General features: G+C 59.7%; 17 protein-coding genes and 1 pseudogene. 6 read left to right on the top strand and 12 right to left on the bottom strand.

Annotation, left to right across the window (positions count from 1 at the left end):
* Positions 1–35: 35 nt before the first annotated feature.
* Positions 36–320: a hypothetical protein gene (locus tag E0L37_RS04670; protein WP_014993874.1), complete on the bottom strand. Its 285-nt coding sequence runs from the start codon at positions 318–320 to the stop codon at positions 36–38.
* Positions 321–639: 319 nt separating this feature from the next.
* Positions 640–2,337 carry a single-stranded-DNA-specific exonuclease RecJ gene (recJ, locus tag E0L37_RS04665; RefSeq protein ID WP_133490679.1) on the bottom strand — a complete coding sequence of 566 codons (1,698 nt, stop codon included), beginning with the start codon at positions 2,335–2,337 and terminating at the stop codon, positions 640–642.
* 546 nt (positions 2,338–2,883) lie between these two features.
* Between recJ and fadB the strand changes: the two genes are divergently transcribed.
* The 5 genes and pseudogenes from fadB to fadA (E0L37_RS04640) form a co-directional block, all read left to right on the top strand.
* Positions 2,884–5,031: a fatty acid oxidation complex subunit alpha FadB gene (gene fadB, locus E0L37_RS04660; protein ID WP_133490616.1), complete on the top strand. Its 2,148-nt coding sequence runs from the start codon at positions 2,884–2,886 to the stop codon at positions 5,029–5,031.
* A 24-nt stretch (positions 5,032–5,055) separates the two neighbouring features.
* Positions 5,056–6,231: an acetyl-CoA C-acyltransferase FadA gene (gene fadA / locus E0L37_RS04655; protein WP_133490615.1), complete on the top strand. Its 1,176-nt coding sequence runs from the start codon at positions 5,056–5,058 to the stop codon at positions 6,229–6,231.
* A 212-nt stretch (positions 6,232–6,443) separates the two neighbouring features.
* Positions 6,444–6,701 (top strand): type II toxin-antitoxin system ParD family antitoxin, encoded by a 258-nt coding sequence (locus E0L37_RS04650; protein ID WP_133490614.1) that lies wholly within the window; start codon positions 6,444–6,446, stop codon positions 6,699–6,701.
* Positions 6,701–6,994 (top strand): type II toxin-antitoxin system RelE/ParE family toxin, encoded by a 294-nt coding sequence (locus E0L37_RS04645; RefSeq protein WP_133490613.1) that lies wholly within the window; start codon positions 6,701–6,703, stop codon positions 6,992–6,994. The genes E0L37_RS04650 and E0L37_RS04645 overlap by 1 nt, the downstream gene beginning before the upstream one ends.
* A 34-nt stretch (positions 6,995–7,028) precedes the next feature.
* Positions 7,029–7,239, top strand: a pseudogene (gene fadA, locus E0L37_RS04640) (acetyl-CoA C-acyltransferase); the annotation flags it as partial.
* Positions 7,240–7,483: 244 nt separating this feature from the next.
* Here the strand turns inward: fadA (E0L37_RS04640) and E0L37_RS04635 are convergent.
* The 9 genes from E0L37_RS04635 to E0L37_RS04595 all read right to left on the bottom strand — a co-directional run bounded on the left by E0L37_RS04635 (position 7,484) and on the right by E0L37_RS04595 (position 16,075).
* Positions 7,484–8,182, bottom strand: coding sequence for an ImmA/IrrE family metallo-endopeptidase (locus E0L37_RS04635; protein WP_133490612.1), 699 nt, complete (start codon positions 8,180–8,182; stop codon positions 7,484–7,486).
* A gap of 653 nt (positions 8,183–8,835) precedes the next feature.
* Positions 8,836–9,414 carry a hypothetical protein gene (locus E0L37_RS21660; RefSeq protein WP_133490611.1) on the bottom strand — a complete coding sequence of 193 codons (579 nt, stop codon included), beginning with the start codon at positions 9,412–9,414 and terminating at the stop codon, positions 8,836–8,838.
* Positions 9,415–9,452: 38 nt separating this feature from the next.
* Positions 9,453–11,354: a 3'-5' exonuclease gene (locus tag E0L37_RS04625; protein WP_133490610.1), complete on the bottom strand. Its 1,902-nt coding sequence runs from the start codon at positions 11,352–11,354 to the stop codon at positions 9,453–9,455.
* A 317-nt stretch (positions 11,355–11,671) separates the two neighbouring features.
* Positions 11,672–12,097: a hypothetical protein gene (locus E0L37_RS04620; RefSeq protein ID WP_133490609.1), complete on the bottom strand. Its 426-nt coding sequence runs from the start codon at positions 12,095–12,097 to the stop codon at positions 11,672–11,674.
* Entirely contained in the window at positions 12,075–12,671 is a 597-nt protein-coding gene (locus tag E0L37_RS04615; RefSeq protein WP_133490608.1) for a nucleotidyltransferase domain-containing protein, read from the bottom strand. Before E0L37_RS04615 ends, E0L37_RS04620 begins: the two co-directional genes overlap by 23 nt.
* A gap of 54 nt (positions 12,672–12,725) precedes the next feature.
* The gene (locus E0L37_RS04610; RefSeq protein WP_133490607.1) at positions 12,726–13,631 is read right to left on the bottom strand and encodes a nucleotidyl transferase AbiEii/AbiGii toxin family protein; all 906 of its coding nucleotides are present in this window, start codon (positions 13,629–13,631) and stop codon (positions 12,726–12,728) included.
* Between the two features lie 285 nt (positions 13,632–13,916).
* Positions 13,917–14,690: a type IV toxin-antitoxin system AbiEi family antitoxin gene (locus tag E0L37_RS04605; protein ID WP_133490606.1), complete on the bottom strand. Its 774-nt coding sequence runs from the start codon at positions 14,688–14,690 to the stop codon at positions 13,917–13,919.
* A 125-nt stretch (positions 14,691–14,815) separates the two neighbouring features.
* A complete protein-coding gene (locus E0L37_RS04600) occupies positions 14,816–15,253 on the bottom strand; it encodes a hypothetical protein (protein WP_133490605.1) in 438 nt (145 codons plus the stop codon).
* Between the two features lie 369 nt (positions 15,254–15,622).
* Positions 15,623–16,075, bottom strand: a complete 453-nt coding sequence (locus E0L37_RS04595; protein ID WP_133490604.1) for an SRPBCC family protein — start codon at positions 16,073–16,075, stop codon at positions 15,623–15,625.
* 215 nt (positions 16,076–16,290) lie between these two features.
* On the opposite strand from E0L37_RS04595, the gene E0L37_RS04590 reads away from it, so the two are divergent.
* Complete coding sequence (locus tag E0L37_RS04590) at positions 16,291–16,989, top strand: pirin family protein (protein WP_133490603.1); 699 nt, start codon at positions 16,291–16,293, stop codon at positions 16,987–16,989.
* A gap of 144 nt (positions 16,990–17,133) precedes the next feature.
* On the opposite strand, the gene E0L37_RS04585 is transcribed toward E0L37_RS04590, so the two are convergent.
* Positions 17,134–18,723: an ABC-F family ATPase gene (locus E0L37_RS04585; protein ID WP_133490602.1), complete on the bottom strand. Its 1,590-nt coding sequence runs from the start codon at positions 18,721–18,723 to the stop codon at positions 17,134–17,136.
* Positions 18,724–18,752 lie beyond the last annotated feature (29 nt).

Below are 18,752 nucleotides of genomic sequence, written 5' to 3'. Positions count from 1 at the left end.
CGTGTTGCGTGTTGCGTGTTGCGTGTAAGCGTCGTCTAATCCTTCAACTCAAAAACGTGATACGCCTCCGGTTTGAGGGTATCCAGGGTGGTGCCGATGTAGCGGGCGTTGTCGGGAATACCGCTGCCGGTGGCGAACACCTTGAAGCGCCGGGTTTCCTTCGGCGTGTCGATGACGGTGTCGGCGTCCACTTCCACCCACATATAAATCAAGGCTTCCTGGGCCACGTAGTCCACCCGCAGAACGGTGCCGTCCTCGGGCAAACGCAGCTCCTGCACCTGGCTCGAGATGTCCAGGCGATGCTTGTGAATTGTTTTCATGTCTCCCCTCCGTTAAGGGTCGCTGCTCCCCGGGATGGCGATAGCCGCCGGGGGATGGTCAATCCGGCCTTTTGGGCCGGCGTTAGCGCCAAGCCGCGAAGGCGGCGGGGCGCGCAATCGTTAAGGCGCGGTCAGGCGCGAAGAGCAATGCTAGCAAAGTCCCCGGGGGGAGACACCTGAAACGCAACACGCAACACGCAACACGCAGCGAAAAGCGTTGTGGCCTCTTTCTCTCAGTCAACGCCTTGTCCTTCATTGAAGGCGCGGCCAATGGCCGCCTCCTCATTCGCGTGCGAGCGTGCTGCGTGCAAGCGCCTTTTCACACCACCTGCAAATGCTCAAACAGCAACTGCGGATTGCGCTGGCCGCGGAATTCATTCACTTCCAGCCGGTAGATGCCCTCCACCCGCTGAATCCGGGTGGGCAGGTCCGCCACCGGCGCGTTGAAGAAAATACCGTCCACCGCCGCGCCCACGTCCGGCAACCCCAGGGTCAGCTTGAGGTGGCGCTCCCCCACCACCCGGTGGTTAAGCACCTCGAACACCCCGTCGAAACGCGGCGGCGGGAACCCCTGGCCCCAGGGGAAACGGTGGCTGAGCAGTTCAGCGTTGGCCAGAGTGATATCCACCTCGCCCAGCTCGCCATCGGTGTCGATAACGTCCAGAAACACATCCTCGTCGGCCTGGGCCGTCACCGCCGCCTGGAACGCCTCGGTGAACTCGGCCAGATGACGGCGCTCCAGGGTCAGCCCGGCGGCCATGGCGTGGCCGCCGAACTTCTGCAGCAGACCGGGATGGCCGGTGGCCACCGCGTCCAGCACATCGCGCAGATGCAGGCCGGGAATGGAACGGCCAGAGCCCTTCAGCAGGCCCTGTTGCCGGGCCGGGGCGAAGGCGATCACCGGCCGGTTCAGCGCCTCCTTGACCCGCGAGGCGAGAATGCCCACCACCCCTTCGTGCCAGTCGTCACCATGCAGGCACAGCGCCGCCGGCGGCGGTCCGGTGAGCCGCGCCACCTCGGCCATGGCGGCCTCGCGCATGCCCTGCTCGATGCCGCGCCGCTCGCGGTTGATGGTGTCCAATTCCTGGGCGTGGCGCTCGGCTTCGGCATCGCTCTCCGCCAGCAGACACTCGATGCCGTGGCTCATGTCCGACAGGCGCCCGGCGGCATTCAGACGCGGGCCGGCGGCGAAACCCAGATCAGCGGCCACCACACGGGACGAATCACGGCCGGCCACCCGCAGCAGCGCCCGCACGCCCGGTGAACCCTGGCCGGCGCGCAGCCGCCGCAGCCCTTGTTCCACCAGAATGCGGTTGGCGCCGTCCAGCACCACCACGTCCGCCACCGTGCCCAGCGCCACCAGATCGAGCAGGTCCACCACCCGGCCGCGCAGTTCCAGCGCGCTCTGCAACGCCATCAACACATAGAAGGCCACGCCAACGCCGGCCAGGTTGGCGGCGGGAAAGCCCTCCTCGCACAGACGGGGGTTGAGAATGGCGTCGGCCTCGGGGAGCGTGTCGCCGGGCAAATGGTGGTCGGTGATCAGCACCCGCAGGCCGGCGGCCCGGGCCGCCGCCACGCCATCGATACTGGCGATGCCGTTGTCCACGGTGATCAACAAATCCGGCTGGTAACGCTCCCGGGCCAGGTCGACAATGGCCGGCGACAGGCCGTAACCGTATTCGAAGCGGTCCGGCACCAAATAGTCGGGACGGACGAAGCCGAGCTGTTGCAGGCCCTTTACCATCACGGCGGTGGCGGTGGCGCCGTCGGCGTCGTAATCGCCCACCACGCACACCCGCCAATGCTCGCGCCGCGCTTGCAGCAGCAGCGCCACCGCCTGCTCCAGGCCACCGAATTGACGCGGGTGCGGCAGGCGGTTCAGGCTCAGGTCCAGCTCCTCGGCGCCGCTCATGCCCCGCGCCGCCAGGATGCGTGCCAGCAACGGCGGCACCTCGGCCAGACCGGCGGGGATTTCCACATGACGGCGGCGAATGGTAGGGAAAGCACGGACCACGGCGGACACCCTTTCATCAATTTGAAGCGGGGGCTGAGTATACAGGGTCGACGGGTATACTGGGTCAATGCATTTAAAGGGCCAGGGCGCGGGCGGCAACCATGAAAGTCCCTTCTCCGACCATAAAGTCACAAAAGGGGCTAAATAAACCGCGCCCGCTTTCCTATACTTGGCGCCCAATCCGGATACCGCACCAGCACGCGGAATGACGATTTAATCCGGGGGCTTCAGGACATTACGTCGCTGGAGGTGTTAACAAGTGGCACAGAGATGCCCATGCTTGGCACGCATCAGGCGGCCCCAAAGCGCGCCCGACGCCCCCGTGTCGCTGGACCAGGCCCCGGCCTGGCGCGGCGCGGCCCGAGAACATCGGGCGCACTTTGGAACTCGCCTGCCACGCACCATCGGGTACGGCATCCGGATTCATGGTTTCGCCATTCATGTGAGTGTTTACTCACGTGCTGGCACACGGGCCTCCACGGAGGCGGAAGCAGGCTCACCAAATGCGGCGACACGCCGCGGACTTTGGGACTGGAGAGCAATCTTATGATCTATCAAGGCAACGCCGTAAGCGTACAACTGCTTGACGACGGCATCGCCGAGCTGAAGTTCGACCTTCAGGGCGAGTCCGTCAACAAGTTCAACCGGGCTACCCTGGAAGACTTCCAGAAAGCCATCGACGCCATCAAGGGCAGCGACCAGATCAAGGGTCTGATCGTCACCTCCGGCAAGAAAGTGTTCATCGTTGGCGCGGACATCACCGAATTCACCGAAATGTTCGCCCAGGAAGAAGCGGAGATCGCCAAATGGTCCCGTGAAGCCAACAACATCTTCAGCGCCTTCGAGGATCTGGACATTCCCAAGGTGGTCGCGATCAACGGCTTCGCCATGGGCGGCGGCCTGGAAATGTGCCTGGTGTGCGACTTCCGGGTGATGAGCGAGCAGGCGCAGATCGGCCTGCCGGAAGTCAAACTGGGCATCTTCCCGGCCTTCGGCGGCACCGTGCGCATGCCGCGTCTGGTGGGCGTGGACAACGCCGTTGAGTGGATCGCCACCGGCGCCCAGCAAAGACCGGAAAAAGCCCTGAAAGACGGCGTGGTGGACGCGGTGGTCAAGCACGACGACCTGCACAACGCCGCCATCGATCTGGTCAAGCAGTGCCTGGCCGGCAAGATCGACTTCCGCGCCAAGCGCCAGGAAAAGCTGGAGCCGCTGAAGCTGCCGCCGATGGAAAACATGATGGCGTTCCAGACCTGCACCGCCATGGTCATGCAGCAGGCCGGCAAGAACTACCCGGCACCGGTGGAAGCCGTGAAGGTGATGCAGAAAGCCGCCGGTATGAAGCGCGAGGAAGCACTGGACGTGGAAGCCCAGGGCTTCGCCAAAGTGGCCAAGACCCCGCAAGCCACCGCCCTGGTGGGCCTGTTCCTGGCCGACCAGCAAGTGAAGAAGGCCAACGGCAAGGTCGCCAAGACCGCCAAGGAGATCCAGCAGGCCGCGGTACTGGGCGCCGGCATCATGGGCGGCGGCATCGCCTTCCAGTCCGCCCTCAAAGGCACCCCGATCATCATGAAGGACATCGCCGACAAGGCGCTGGACCTGGGCATGAACGAAGCCTCCAAACTGCTCGCCAAGCGCGTCTCCAGAGGCAAGATGGACACCGCCAAGATGGGCAAGGTGCTCTCCTCCATTCGCCCGACCCTCAACTACGGCGACTTTGAAAACGTCAACGTGATCGTCGAAGCCGTGGTGGAAAACACCAAGGTGAAGCAATCCGTGCTGGCGGAAGTGGAAGAGAAAGTGGCGGACGGCACTATTTTGGCCTCCAACACCTCCACCATCTCCATCACCACCCTGGCGGAAGCGCTGAAAAAACCGGAAAACTTCGGCGGCATGCACTTCTTCAACCCGGTGCACATGATGCCCCTGGTGGAAGTGATCCGTGGTGAGAAAACCTCCGACGAAACCATCGCCACCCTGGTCGCCTACGCCCAGAAAATGGGCAAGAACCCGATCGTCGTCAACGACTGCCCCGGGTTCCTGGTGAACCGCGTGCTGTTCCCGTACTTCGCCGGCTTCGGCATGCTGGTACGCGACGGCGCCGACTTCCAGCAAGTGGATAAAGTGATGCAGAAATTCGGCTGGCCCATGGGCCCGGCCTACCTGCTCGACGTGGTCGGCATCGACACCGGCGTGCACGCCGCCAAAGTGATGGCGGAAGGCTTCCCGGATCGCATGCAGCACGACTTCAAGGACCCCACCGAAATCATGTTCGAGAACGAGCGCTACGGCCAGAAGAACGGCATTGGCTTCTATCGTTACGAGCAGGACAAGAAGGGCAAACCGAAGAAAGTGGCCGACGAAGGCAGCTACGAGTTGCTCAAGCCGATCGCCGCCGAGCGCAAGGAATTCGACGCCGAAGAGATCATCGCCCGCATGATGATCCCGATGTGCACCGAAACCGTCCGCTGTCTGCAAGACAACATCGTCGGCTCCGCCGCCGAAGCGGACATGGCGATGATCTACGGCATCGGCTTCCCGCCGTTCCGTGGCGGGCCGCTGCGCTACATCGACAGCATCGGTACCAAGGCATTCGCCGACCTGTGCGACAAGTACGCACACCTGGGCGCCCTTTATGAAGCGCCGCAAATGCTCAAGGACAAGGCCGCCAAGGGCGAGTCCTTCTTCGCGTAAGGCACGGGCAGAGGAGATTTATTTATGAGTTTGAATCCGAAAGACGTAGTCATTGTCGACGCTGTCCGTACCCCCATGGGGAAAAGCAGAAACGGCCAGTACCGCAACGTTCGCGCGGAAAAGCTGTCCGCCCTGCTGGTGGAAGCGCTGCAAGCCCGTAACCCGGGCTGGGACCTGAGCAAAACCGAGGACGTGATCTGGGGCTGTGTGAACCAGACCAAGGAACAGGGCATGAACATCGCCCGCAACATCGCCATGCTGGCCGGCCTGCCCCGCACCACCGCGGCGCAAACCGTGAACCGCCTGTGCGGCTCCTCCATGCAGGCGCTGCACTCCGCGGCCCAGGCGATCCAGACCGGCAACGGCGAGGTGTTCGTGATCGGCGGCGTGGAGCACATGGGCCACGTCGCCATGGACCACGGCATCGATCTGAACCCGGAATTGTCCAAGGTCACCGCCAAGGCCTCCAACATGATGGGCCTGACCGCGGAAATGCTCGGCCGCATGCACGGCATCACCCGTGAACAGCAGGACGAGTTCGGCGTGCGCTCCCACCAGAAAGCCTGGGAAGCCACCGAACAAGGCCGCTGGAAAAACGAAATCGTGCCGATCGAAGGCCACGACGCCGACGGCCACAAAGTGCTGTGCGAAATCGACGAAGTGATCCGCCCCGGCGCCAGCATCGAGGACATGGCCAAACTGCGCCCGGTGTTCGACCCGGTCAGCGGCACCGTCACCGCCGGCACCTCCTCGGCACTGTCCGACGGCGCCTCCGCCATGCTGGTGATGAGCGCCGAACAAGCCCAGGCCATGGGCCTGAAACCGCGCGCCAAAATCCGCAGCATGGCCGTGGCCGGCTGCGACGCCGCCATCATGGGCTACGGCCCGGTACCGGCCACCCAGAAAGCCCTGGCCCGCGCCGGCCTGACCATCGACGACATCGACTACGTCGAACTCAACGAAGCCTTCGCCGCGCAATCCCTGCCAGTGCTGAAGGACCTGAAACTGATCGACAAAGTCGAAGAGAAGGTCAACCTCAACGGCGGCGCCATCGCCCTGGGCCACCCCCTGGGCTGCTCCGGTGCCCGCATCACCGGCACCCTGCTCAACGTCATGGAATGGAAAGACGGCCAGCTTGGCCTGGCGACCATGTGCATTGGCTTGGGTCAGGGGATTGCTACGGTGATTGAGCGGGTTTAATCGCCCTCTCTTACACCGTTGCCAAGAGCCCAAAAGCCCCAGCGGGTTTACCGCTGGGGCTTTTTTCGTCTCAACCTCTATGTAGCATGGGTCAAAGACTTCCAACCGCACGGAGCCCTTCAAATAGATCGCCACATCAGGCAATCCATAGATTGACAATCTATGTAGCAGGACTAGTATCTAACGATACCCTCACCCTCAGGAGAGTGGGCATGCACGTCTCACTAACCCCCGAACTCGAAGCCCGTATCAAAGCCAAAGTGGACAGCGGCCTATACAACAACGCCAGTGAGGTGGTCCGGGAAGCCCTGCGGTTCGTGGAAACCCACGAGGAATGGGTCAACGAACTCAAACTGGCTCGACTACGCGAACAGCTTCAAGAAGGCATCCTGCAATTGAACCAGGGCCAAGGCATCCATGTTGACAGCAAGGCCGGACTCGACCGCCTGTTTGAAGACATCAATACCTGATGACGCTTTCTCTGATCATCTCGCCCGCCGCCCGCGAGGATTTGCGCTCCATCCACCAATACGGATCGCGCCATTGGGGCATGACCAGATCGGACGAGTACATGAACTCGCTCAAAGCCAAACTCTGGCAACTGCTCCGGCAACCGAAGACCGGCAAGGCGCGACCTGAGCTATCCTCCGATGTATACAGCGCTTCCGTTTCCAGTCATATCATTTTCTATCGAATTCACCAGCAAGAATTGCAAGTCATTCGAATTCTTCACGCCAGACAGGACGTTACGCGACATCTTTGAACGATCATTAGTCTGCTTCCTTCGCGGCTAGGCCCGCACCGGCCTGACCATGGACAACATCGACTACGTTGAACTCAACGAAGGCTTTGCCCTCGGCCACCTTCTGGGTTGCTCCGGTGCCCGCTCCGACTACCAACAGAGGCACCCTGCTCAACGTCATGGAATGGAAAGACGGCGAGCTCGGCCTGGCGACTATGTGTATTGGGTTGGGTAAGGGGATCGCTATTGTGATTGAGAGGGTTTGAGTCCTTTATTTCGTGTGGATACGCCTCCCCCAAAAGGGCGTCTAGCGCCTCGATCCGATCTCCAGCTCCACCTCCCAAGGATGGGACTGAAAATCAAAAAAACTCCGGCCATCCGCCGGGGTTTTCTTTGCATCGGAGGCATCAGTTCTTTGCCGCCTAGTCATCAAGGCAAAAGAGTCAAGACCTGTCCCGAATGGGATGAAAGGCAAGGGCTAATTCCTATCCATCGTTCTCAAACGCTCATTCATGGCCAACTGACAAGGCCCAACTCACGAATACGGAGGGCCATTGCTCCAACTGAAACTTTAAATTCATCTGCTAAAGATTGAAATCGTTGACTGGTAAGGCCTGTGCACTGAGCCAAAGCTTTTTCCCTTGCCAAGGAACTCTGAGGAGCAGATATTAATGAATCTGCATCATTAGGGGACAGCCAATAAGCTAGGACATCAGTAAAATGCAATGGCAACTGCACTCTGAACCTATTCTGAAAAGCCTTAATGATAGATTTTTTCGGCATCAAGAAACATGCCGCAAAATAATCTGCCTGCTGTTCAATTTCCGATCGCAGAGAAGGCACATCTGACCCACTAACAGGCATATCCCGATGTAAAATGTGTCCAGGGTGAAGACACCAATGTCCGACTTCATGGGCTGCAGTAAATCTCATAACCGGATCAGGCAGAGCGTCACTAACGACAATTCGCCCTGCCTGGCGATCGATAAGACCAGCAAGCACCTTACCTTCATCAGCTCGTGCGAACCTTGAGTCAATGTAGGGAAGCTCCTCGTAGCTAATATCTAGGACCTCACAAGCAATACGCGGGTCACAAAGCTGAGTTGGCGTCCAGTCGCCATTAGGAAACAACCTCTCCCTCTGTGACCATATTTGCCCATGAAGTTGCCTGGCCTGAAGTCCAATGTACTGTTTAATCGCCGGATCCATAAAGCACCATATTTAGTATTTTTCTACGCCAACACCACTACATATGTACATTCAGATCAAAAGATGGTCAATCCATCAAAGACAATTTCATGCTTTAGTCTTAGAATTTCATGCAATGAAATCACTGCAAGTGAACACAGCTATCGAATCCAAGGAGCCAATAGCCATTATCAGATATCCACTCCGGACCCGAAGGCCGAAAGCTGCTGAACCGTGTGGAAGAAAAACTGAATCTGTAGACGACGGCACCATCGCCTTGGGTACCCTCTGGACTGTTCCGATGCTCGCTCCGTATATCGATGTCCGCTGCTGAGCACCATGCAGTGGAAAGATGTCCAACTCGGCTTGGCGACCACGGGCATTGGCTTGGGTTAGGAGATTGCTACGGTGATTGAGCGGGTTTAAGTCCTTTCAACTTCGTGTGAGATATGCACAAAAAGGGCTCCTAGCGTCCCGATCCGATTTCCAGCCCAGCCTCCCAAGTGCGGGATTGGAAACATACCCTCCCGACCATTCGCTGGGGTTTTCTTTGTGTGAGGAGGGGATCAACTCTTTGTGGTCTAGTTAGCTATCTAGCTGACCTATCCACCAAAGCACAAGAGGCAAGACTTGACCTCGCGGTCCCATTTTTTACACCAAAAAAATAACACGCATTACTTATAACAAATAAAATTAGAAACTTTCAATCGACAGTCCAGCAACGAAACATCAAACCCAGACGAGGCCTTATTTATTCTTAGAAAGGCAACAGACTGATGAATCCTATCGCGAGCATCCTCTAGATCAGTCCAATTCATCAATATATTTTTCTTCTCAACCTTTAAACTTTCTCTTCTTCTGTTCCAATAAAAGCTAACCTCCATCATTTCTGGCAATACAGAATATTCCAAAGATATATCAAAAATTGGCCTCCACCCACCTACCCACCAATTTAAGTTGGTCTTCTTTTTGAAAAGCTCGGTAGACGCTTGGCAATTCAACTGCCTTTCCCTATCCGGCAACGGAATCTCCGATTTACAAACGTGAATAGGCCAGTTCGGCCCCAGCTCATCCAGAATTTTTTTCTCTCCGTGAATTGATATACAGACCCATACGCGATACCCACAGGTTTTACATCTATCGTCTGGCCAAAAAAGCACCTCCCTTAAAAGCCTCCTATGGTCACTCATCGCAAGAGGTGACATCACGTTTTTTTGGTACTCGTATGTACCATTCTCATTTAGGCCGGGCATGGGAATAGTTCGACCTCCTATTGTCCTAAAAATCATGATCACCTACCTACCGACATTTCAAATCGCGACACGGCCCAATTCTCCCCACTCCCCGTCAGCAACAACTGTTGCCGCGCTCGTGTCATCCCCACATACAACAGCCGCACCTCCTTCTCCAAACCGTCTTCGTCATCCTTCAATCCACCCAGGCCCGCCAGTACCACGGTGTCGAATTCCAGTCCCTTGCTGCTTTGCCGGGTTAGCAGCGCCACGCTTTCGGCGTTGGCGTCGTAGGCTTTTTTATCAGTGGCACTTTTCAGCCAGGCGTTGGGGATGTCGACGGCTTTGAGAGCCCGTTGCAGGGTTTCGGCCTGCCAGTGGTGGCCGTAGATCACGGCGATGGTGTTGAGGGGCTGGCCGTTCTGGTGCCATTTGCGGATGCAGCGGGCGATGTAGTGGGCTTCGTCGTTAAAGGTGTCGAACTTGCGGAACTGCGGTTCCGGTCCGCTGGCACCGGCCACTTCCGGGGCGATCAGGGGGATATGGTCGTCGTCGGCGTCCTGGGCTTGCAGGAAGTCCTTGGCGAAGTCGTAGGCGAAGCTGAGGATTTCGCGGGTGTTACGGTAGTTGAGTTTGAGAATGGTGGTGCGGCCGCGGGCCTGGATGCCGGCGCTGGAGAGCGGGAACTTCAGGTTGCGTTTTTTGTAGATGGACTGGGCGTCGTCGTAGAGCAGCAGCAGGGAGTTGGTGTCCGGGTCGATCATCTGGACGATGAGTTTGAGCCAGTCCTGTTCGAAGTCGTGGCCTTCGTCGATCATTACGGCGCTGTATTGGGCCCGGGGGATCTGGTCTTTGTCGACGCCCTGGATAACGGTTTCCACTTCCCGGTCCCAGTAGGGGGCGTCGCCTTCGATAAGGTCCACGTTGTAGGTTTTGCGTTGCCGACCGCACCATTCGTGGAAGTGGTGTACCTGTACTTTCTCTTCGATGCCCTTTTCGGCGATGAAGCTACGCAGCCGGGCGGCCAGGGTGATATTGAAGCACAGCACCAGGATCGGCTTGGTGACGGCCTGGGCCAGATGCAGGCAGCGGTAGCCGAGAATCAGCGTTTTGCCGGACCCGGCGACGCCATGAATAACCCGATGCCCTTCGCCCATGCTGCGGGCCAGTTGTTCCTGTTGCAGGTCCATGACGCGGACGATGTCGGGGATGGCGTTGTATTTGGGTTCGGCGCTGGCGTGCGAGTTTTCGCCCTGCTCTTCCTGGCCACCCTCCTCTCCGTCTTCCCCGTCCTCCTCTCCGTCAAACAGGCTCTGCTGGGGCGCGTTGATGCGGATTTCCGGGAACAGGTTCCAGCGGATGCGATCGATCTGTGGGACGGTGAGCTTCTCGCCAAAGGCGTACTCAAACATGCCCCACAGTTGCTCCTGAAACGCTTCCGGGTCGGTGGTGGCCAGCATTTCGTCCTTGCAGATCAGCCGATGGGCCGGTAGCACCAGTTCCTGATGCTCTTCGCTGATGAGCGCGTTCCACTGTTTGCGAGTGATGTTGGGGAAGACCACGCCATGCCCCCACGGGAAACACAGCTTGCCTTTGAAGTGTTCCGAGGTTTGCTGCAGGTGCTCATCGCGCTGCAGGCGATTGATCGCCACCAGGGCACACTGGCGTGCTTGTAGCAGCGGGTTGCTGACGGTTTTCAGGCCATCGGGAGTATGGATTTCGGCATCGCGTGGGGTGATGCGCTTGAGCGTATCCGGCTTCCAGTCCTTCACCTCCAGAAACAGCAGGCCACGACCGGGGTGGAGAATGATGAAGTCGGGGTAGCGCTGCTGCCGCCCCACGGGGACGTCGTACCAGATGGTGTAGTCATCTTCGAGCAGGCTTTCCAAACGCCGACCGAGCCGCCGCTCACCCTGGGTCATGTTACGGATGGCGCTGAGATTGGGGATTACCGTTGCCATACGGTTCGCTCCCTTATGATCTCAAAAAGAAGGATCTCACAGGGAAGCCAACGGCATGGCAGACGCGTGCCCACCGCACAGTGGTCAGCGCTATGGCAGGTAATACTTCGAAGCCCCCCAAAAGGCCTCTGGGTAAAGCAACAGGAAGACATCCCTTCCCCCACTTTTTGGTTTTACGCCGCCCTATTCAAGACGTCGGTTTCTGGCGGCCGCCTTCCAAGGCGGTCTCCTTCCAGGACGCCGCTGGTGCGACGCCTTTTTTGTGATCCAAGTCCGAATTTACCGGCGGCGAAAATAAATGCAAGCGGCTGTTTGGGTCATTCCTTGATGTCGCCCAACTTCTCGACCCGTTCCAGAACCTCCCGAGTTACCGCCAGCAGGTCGTCGATCAGTTGCGATGAAATATCCAGATGCCCCTCATATTCCGCCTGGTTCCGCCGCTTGTGGCACAGATCGAGCAGTCGCCATTGGCTGCTTTCCAGTCCGAGGGTATGTTCCAGGCATTGAAAGACCAGGTAGCGATTGCCGGAGCGGTAACCGTGCCAGCGCAAAGCGGCCAGCGATAAGGCATGGGCGGCGCCGTAGGCGAGGCTGAACTTGCCCTCCTCCGACAACCCACTAAGATGTGCATCCTGAAGGCGCCGCCGGGCGGCTTGCACCATGCCATCGAATTCTTGTTGGTCGGGCGGTTCCTGTTTAAGGCCGCCGGTTTTCACCAGATTATCCAATGCCGTCCATGTCATCGTCGCTTCCCTTCACCCATAATTTAGGTTGTTCCATAACCCGTTCTATAAAACTGTTCCCCTGCTTCCGCTTCTGATTCAACTCCTCCGGTGTATAGATGGAGGGATTGACCGGGCGCATCAGTTCAGACTCCAGTGGCAACAGACAGTTCATCACCTCGCTATAGGCCAGACCCTGCCCCACCAGCATCAGATCAATATCACTGTTCTTATCTTCCGTCCCTTTGGCCAGCGATCCATATACGAACGCCAGCACCAGCCGATCTTCAATCGGTTGCAAAGCTCCGCGCAATACCTCGGCAACACCGAAGGTTTTACGGACAATCGCCAGCAACTCCGGGTACACCGGGGAGTCCGTGTTGGCCTGATAGTAGTTTTGATTGCCTTCGCGGGTCCGCGACAGGATGCCCGCCTGGGCCAGTTTATCGAGTTCACGCAACACGGTACCCCGCCCCATTTCGAGCCGGCGCAGGATGTCGTTGGTGTAGAAGCGCGTGTCGGGCACGCTGAAGAAAAGGCCCAGCACGCGCTGCTGTGTTTTGGTAAACAGGGCATCGCCCAGTGTCAGAGCCATTGCATGCCTCTTTAAGACCCATTTTGGGTACTATCATCCCCAAAATGGGTATCGTCAAGTCGTATCCTCCCAAGGCTCCCCCATCGAAAGCACACGCCGCAACGCCATCAGCGCGCCGCGCCGCTTCTCTTGCGTCATCTTTTCGATATTGCGCACCTTCCATTGCACCGCCGGCAGCTTCTCGATGCCACTGATGCCCAGCGCAGTCCAATCCGGAGGCCCTTGGTAGAGGCTGCAAAGAAAGCGTTTTTCCGGGTCGGTCAGTTGTGCAAGGAGCTGGTTCAAGGCCTGGGTTCCGGCTTTTCTTAATTCCTCCAGGGTGACCGGGCGCAGTGTCATGCCGCTGAACTCGCCGTCGAAGACATCCTGCATGGGCCGCCAATGCGGTTGCAGCAGTTCTTCCATCGGCCGGGGGTGGCAGATCAGATAGACCAGAAACGCTTTGCGCAGTTGGTCGGCAATGCCCTCGTTCTCAAGCAGCAGCATCACATCGAACAGGTCCCTTGGGTGCTGCCGGTCGAAGGCGGCGCAGAGTTTGCCGGCGTAGAGGTCCGCCAGCGCCAACACCGGGACTTCGGCGAAGCCGAATTCGTCTTCCACGGTCGCCACCACTTCGCGGTTCGCGACGGGGAAAACCGTGCCTCGCATCACCGGGGACAGCTCCACTTTGATGGCGGTGTTGTTCCGTTCCACGGTGAGATGCAGCGAGTCGATTTTGTGCCGGTAGCTGCGTGTCACGGTGGCGGCCAGTCCCTGTTCCAGGTCGTCGGCGATACGGTCCAGGGCCTGGTGAATGGCCGGTAGCGCCTGCTCTCTGTCACCGTCCGGCAGGTAGACCAAGTCGATGTCCACCGACAGGCGTGGCAGGTCGCGCACGAACAGATTGATGGCGGTGCCGCCCTTGAGGGCGAAACAGGATTCCAGGAACACAAAGGGCAGCACTTGCAGCAGCAACGCCACTTGCCGGTAGTAAGAGCCTGTTCACGATCTCTACACCGCCGCGCCGGAGCTCATTTTGTCGCCAGGGCGTGATTCCGATTGTGCAGTGTAGTCATTCTACATAAACAAGCGTAATCGCGGCCTGGCGACAAAAGGGGCCCGGCCCTCCGGGTTGCGCTGGAAAAGCCGCCAGACGACGCCCCGGCCTTTGCCTTTGGCCCACCAAAGCCTGCAGTCCGCGACGCCGCCTGGCGGCTTTTCCAGCAGCAACGCGGCGGCGTAGAGATCGTGAACAGGCTCTAAGGATTATTCCTGTCCATGGAAGGCTTCCGGGATGGTGATCAGATAAGTGCGGTCCAGCCGCCCTCCCCTGACCACACTGCGTTTTCCCGAGCCCAGGTCGTAGTCCGCCGGGTCCAGGCGCTTGCGCCAGGGATAGGGATGGCGATCGGCGAAGAAGAAGAAAAGACGTTTTACCCGCACGTGGCGGCAGGCGTGCAGCAAGGTGTCCAGCCGGCGTGGCGACAAGGCGCTCAGGCCGCGCATCAGATTATCCGCGTGCTCGAAGCTGACGCTCTCGGGGACGTCCGCCAGCACTTCCAGGAACGCCTGTTCCGGGGAGGCCATGGGCCAGCCCTCCAGGGTAGGCGTGCGCTGTTCGCGAACGCTGCCGCTGTCTTGCAGGGCCTGTTGGTCCCACAGCCGCGTGGTGACGTGCCACACCCAGTCCACCCCGACCGGCAGCCGCGTCAGCCAGGCCGGCGCCGGCCCGGGCGAATACAGGTGAACCCGGGAAGCCATGGTCACGTAATGGCCCAGGCCTGACCGTTCCAGCGCGGACAGCCCGCCCACATAGACCGGGTCTGGCATCATGCGGTCCAGTGAGGCGACCACACCTTCCCAGGTCACTGGCAGGCCCGGACGCGCCAGCAGGCCGCGGGCCGGCGCGGTCAGACGTCCGGATTTCAGCGCATTGTCCAGGGCATGGCGGGACGCCCCGCGGGCCTGCAGCCACTGGCGGGTGGCCACCTGGCCCATGGGCAGGCTGGCGGCCCATTCCGAGGGGGAAGACAGACTCATGGTTTACCCTTATTCCTGTTTACGGCGAAAATCGACGCAAATTTGAAGAACACTAAACCATTCTGTCGTTTGAAGTTTGAAAGTCAAATAATTTGCGGCGTTTTTCGCCGCAAAAATCCTCTTTCTCAAACCACCTTTCGAGTGAACACAAGCCGCATCCACACCGCCAGCCCCAATCCCCAGGCGCCGTTGACGATCAGGCCGCCCACCACCTTGTTGGCGCTGACCTCCAGACCTTTCAGGGGAAACACCACCAACATGGCCACCAGGGTCGGACCAATGGCGCCGGCGATCAGGGCGCCAAGCCAATGACGCGGGCCCCGCCAGCGGCGGATCAGCCACCAGATCGGGGGGCCCCAGACGCCACCCCAGAACGCCAGGGACAGGACTTTGGGAATGCCGAACGGCGGCACCGGGCTCATATTCCAGGGCGCCGCCGGGATCAGGCCGGCCAGCCAGAACAGGGCGATGACGCCCTGGTGGAACAACAGGGTGGCGATGAAACCGCCGATGAACGCTTGGAGCCATTCTTTTGCGTTGGGCGGGTGCTGGGCGTTGGACATGGGGCCTCCTGTGAGCGGGCGCTTCACGAACGCTATCACATCCGGTGGGAGGGCAGGCATGGGGAGTTCGGGACGGCATTGAGGCGGGATGCGCTTGGCGTTCGCTGCCGAGGCAGCTTCCCACAGTGATGGAGAGGTTGGTACGAAGCTGCGAGTGTCTTGCTGGCGAATCACAGCTCTCCGGGAAGGAAATTTGCCAGCAGGCTGGTCATCCTGGCCCGGAAGATCGCCCGCACCGCCTTCGCCCTGATGAAGCAGCAACAAGAATATTGCCCCGCAAAGCTCTTTTAAGCATTGCAGGGCACCATAGAATCTCCCACAGCGGCTTCGTAGAGTAATCCGTGGGAGCGAGTGGACGGGTTGCTCAACTCAGCCCTCGTCCGGGATTTCCGGGTCCACCAGTTGCGCCAATTGGATCAGGGATTCTTGCCAGCCCTGGTAGCAGAACTCCAACGGGATGGCGTCGGGGATGCCTTCCTGGGTGATGTGCACTTCGGTGCCGCACAGCACTTGCTTGAGGGTGACGGTGACCTGCATTTCCCCGGGCAAGTTGGGGTCCTCGAACTGGTCGGTGTAGCGGATCAGTTCGTTGGGCTTGAGTTCGACGAAGCGGCCGCCGAAGGCGTGGCTGTTGCCGGTGGTGAAGTTGGTGAAGGTCATGCGGTAGCCGCCGCCTTCGCGGGCGTCCATGTCGTAAACCTTGCCGGTGAAGCCGTGGGGCGGCAGCCATTTGACCATGGCGTCCGGGTCGATGAAGGCGCGGTAGACGCGGTCGGGGGTGCCGCGCAGGACGCGGTGCAGACGAACGGTGTTGCCGGACATGGGTGTTCTCCTTTTTTGATCTCTGAATGCCGGTTAGTCGGCTGCCGGCCGGCCATTTCGACAACGGCAGCGCAGCGAGCCTGTTCATCGAATAATCCGATTCAATGTCACCACTTTTCCCTGTTTTTTATCGGCCGATCCAATCCTAGAGTGACGTCATCGAGTGGCCAGGCACCCACGCCTGTGTCCACTTAGGAGGACATAAGGAGGACATTATGATCAGACTGCGACCCTTCAATGAACTGGGCGGTGCCCGGCACGGCTGGCTGGATACCAAGCATCATTTCTCCTTCGCCAATTACTACGACCCGGAGCATTTGCACTGGGGCGAGTTGCGGGTGTGGAACGACGACACCATCGCCCCGGGGACCGGTTTCCCGCCGCATTCGCACCGGGACATGGAGATCATTACCTACGTCCGCGAAGGCGCGATTACCCACCAGGACAGCCTGGGCAACAAGGGCTGCACCGAGGCCGGGGACGTACAGGTGATGTCCGCGGGCACCGGCATTACCCACAGCGAGTACAACCTGGAGGAGACCGAGACGCGCATCTTCCAGATCTGGATCATCCCGAACGCCACGGGCCTGCCGCCCACCTGGGGCAGTAAGCCGTTTCCCAAGGGTGATCGGGCCGGCGGCTTCGTGACGCTGGCCAGCGGGGAGCCGGCGGAAGACGGCGCGCTGCCGATCCAGGCCGACGCCCGGGTGGTGGCGGCGACCCTGAATCACGGCCAGGAGGCGGTCTACGAGCTGGCGCCGGGGCGCAAGGCCTATCTGGTGCCGGCCAAGGGCCGGGTGCGGGTCAACGGTATGTTGGCGGAAGCTGGGGATGGTCTGGCCATCGAGGACGAAACCCGGCTGACGGTCAGCGCCGAGGCGGACAGCGAGGTGGTGCTGGTGGATGTGGTTTGAGGGTGCGGTCCAGAATCGTCACCAGTCCATTAGTCTTGGAGATACGAAGTAACGCTCTATTCGCTGCCAAGGCAGCTTCCCACAGACCGGACTACGTAGCCGCTGTGGGAAGCTGCTTCAGCAGCGAATGGGGTACCTGCTGGATCAAACCACGCCCTGGCTGCGCAGGTAGTCCTCGTAGTTGCCGTGGAAGTCGACGATGCCGGTGGGCGTCAGTTCGATGATGCGGGTGGCCAGGGAGGACACGAACTCGCGGTCGTGGCTGACGAACAGCAAGGTGCCGGGGTAGTTTTCCAGCGCCAGGTTGAGCGACTCGATGGACTCCATGTCCAGGTGGTTGGTGGGCTCGTCCAGCAGCAGGATGTTGGGCCGCTGCAGCATGATCTTGCCGAACAGCATGCGGCCCTGCTCGCCACCCGAGATCACGTCCACGGTTTTGTTGATCTCGTTGGAGGAAAACAGCAGCCGGCCCAGGGTGCCGCGAATCACTTGTTCGTCGTCGCTGGGTTTGCCCCATTGGGCCATCCAATCGAACAGATTCAGCTTTTCCTCGAAGTCGGCGGCGTGATCCTGGGCGTAATAGCCCAGGGTGGCGTTTTCCGACCATTTCACTTCGCCGGCGCTGGGTTCCAGGTCGCCGACCAGGCAGCGCAGCAAGGTGGATTTACCGACGCCGTTGGGGCCGATGATGGCAATGCGCTCGCCCACTTCCACACGCAGATCCAGTCCGGAGAACAATTCCTCGTCGAAGCTTTTCGCCAGGCTCTTCACTTCCAGCGCGTTGCGGAACAGCTTTTTCTCCTGCTCGAACACGATGTACGGGTTCTGACGGCTGGAGGGTTTGATCTCCTCCAGTTTGATCTTGTCGATCTGTTTGGCCCGCGAGGTCGCCTGCTTGGATTTGGAGGCGTTGGCGGAGAAGCGGCTGACGAACTGCTGCAGGTCGGCGATCTGCGCCTTCTTCTTGGCGTTGTCGGCACGCTTGCGCTCGATCGCCTGGGTGGCGGCGGTCATGTACTCGTCGTAATTGCCCGGGTAAACGCGCAGCTCACCGTAATCCAGGTCCGCCATGTGCGTGCACACGCTGTTGAGGAAGTGGCGGTCGTGGGAAATGATGATCATGGTGCACTGGCGCTGGTTGAGCACGTCTTCGAGCCAGCGGATGGTATTGATGTCCAGGTTGTTGGTGGGCTCGTCCAGCAACATGATGTCCGGATCGGAGAACAGCACCTGAGCCAGCAGCACGCGCAGTTTCCAGCCCGGCGCCACTTCACTCATGGGGCCGACATGCTGCTCCACCGGAATACCGACACCGAGCAACAGGTCGCCGGCGCGGGACTCGGCGGTGTAGCCGTCCAGCTCGGCGAATTCCGCTTCCAGTTCACCGGCACGGATGCCGTCCTCCTCGGTCATCTCGTCTTTCGAGTAGATGGCGTCACGCTCTTCCTTGACCTTCCACAGTTCCTCGTGGCCCATGATCACCGTGTCCACCACCGAATACTGCTCGTAGGCGAACTGGTCCTGGCGCAGCTTGCCGATGCGCTCGTTGGGGTCCTTGGAGACATTGCCGGCGGACGGTTCCAGGTCGCGGCCGAGGATCTTCATGAAGGTGGACTTGCCGGAGCCGTTGGCGCCGATCAGTCCATAGCGGTTGCCGTCACCAAATTTGACGGAGACGTTTTCAAACAGCGGCTTGGCACCAAACTGCATGGTGATATTGGCGGTGGTCAGCAAGGTCGGATTCCGGATCGAAGAGCGAATGG

This window comes from Alcanivorax sp. 24 (genome assembly GCF_004360225.1).
GTDB classification, from domain to species: Bacteria; Pseudomonadota; Gammaproteobacteria; order Pseudomonadales; family Alcanivoracaceae; genus Alloalcanivorax; species Alloalcanivorax xiamenensis.
This window is presented reverse-complemented; position numbering and strand designations above follow the sequence as displayed.

Excerpts from the sequence above, each read along its gene's own strand:
- E0L37_RS04670 (WP_014993874.1), bottom strand. The coding sequence starts at position 320 with ATGAAAACAATTCACAAGCATCGCCTGGACATCTCGAGCCAGGTGCAG.
- fadB (WP_133490616.1), top strand. The coding sequence starts at position 2,884 with ATGATCTATCAAGGCAACGCCGTAAGCGTACAACTGCTTGACGACGGC.
- fadA (WP_133490615.1), top strand. The coding sequence starts at position 5,056 with ATGAGTTTGAATCCGAAAGACGTAGTCATTGTCGACGCTGTCCGTACC.
- E0L37_RS04650 (WP_133490614.1), top strand. The coding sequence starts at position 6,444 with ATGCACGTCTCACTAACCCCCGAACTCGAAGCCCGTATCAAAGCCAAA.
- E0L37_RS04645 (WP_133490613.1), top strand. The coding sequence starts at position 6,701 with ATGACGCTTTCTCTGATCATCTCGCCCGCCGCCCGCGAGGATTTGCGC.
- E0L37_RS04635 (WP_133490612.1), bottom strand. The coding sequence starts at position 8,182 with ATGGATCCGGCGATTAAACAGTACATTGGACTTCAGGCCAGGCAACTT.
- E0L37_RS21660 (WP_133490611.1), bottom strand. The coding sequence starts at position 9,414 with ATGCCCGGCCTAAATGAGAATGGTACATACGAGTACCAAAAAAACGTG.
- E0L37_RS04625 (WP_133490610.1), bottom strand. The coding sequence starts at position 11,354 with ATGGCAACGGTAATCCCCAATCTCAGCGCCATCCGTAACATGACCCAG.
- E0L37_RS04620 (WP_133490609.1), bottom strand. The coding sequence starts at position 12,097 with ATGACATGGACGGCATTGGATAATCTGGTGAAAACCGGCGGCCTTAAA.
- E0L37_RS04615 (WP_133490608.1), bottom strand. The coding sequence starts at position 12,671 with ATGGCTCTGACACTGGGCGATGCCCTGTTTACCAAAACACAGCAGCGC.
- E0L37_RS04605 (WP_133490606.1), bottom strand. The coding sequence starts at position 14,690 with ATGAGTCTGTCTTCCCCCTCGGAATGGGCCGCCAGCCTGCCCATGGGC.
- E0L37_RS04600 (WP_133490605.1), bottom strand. The coding sequence starts at position 15,253 with ATGTCCAACGCCCAGCACCCGCCCAACGCAAAAGAATGGCTCCAAGCG.
- E0L37_RS04595 (WP_133490604.1), bottom strand. The coding sequence starts at position 16,075 with ATGTCCGGCAACACCGTTCGTCTGCACCGCGTCCTGCGCGGCACCCCC.
- E0L37_RS04590 (WP_133490603.1), top strand. The coding sequence starts at position 16,291 with ATGATCAGACTGCGACCCTTCAATGAACTGGGCGGTGCCCGGCACGGC.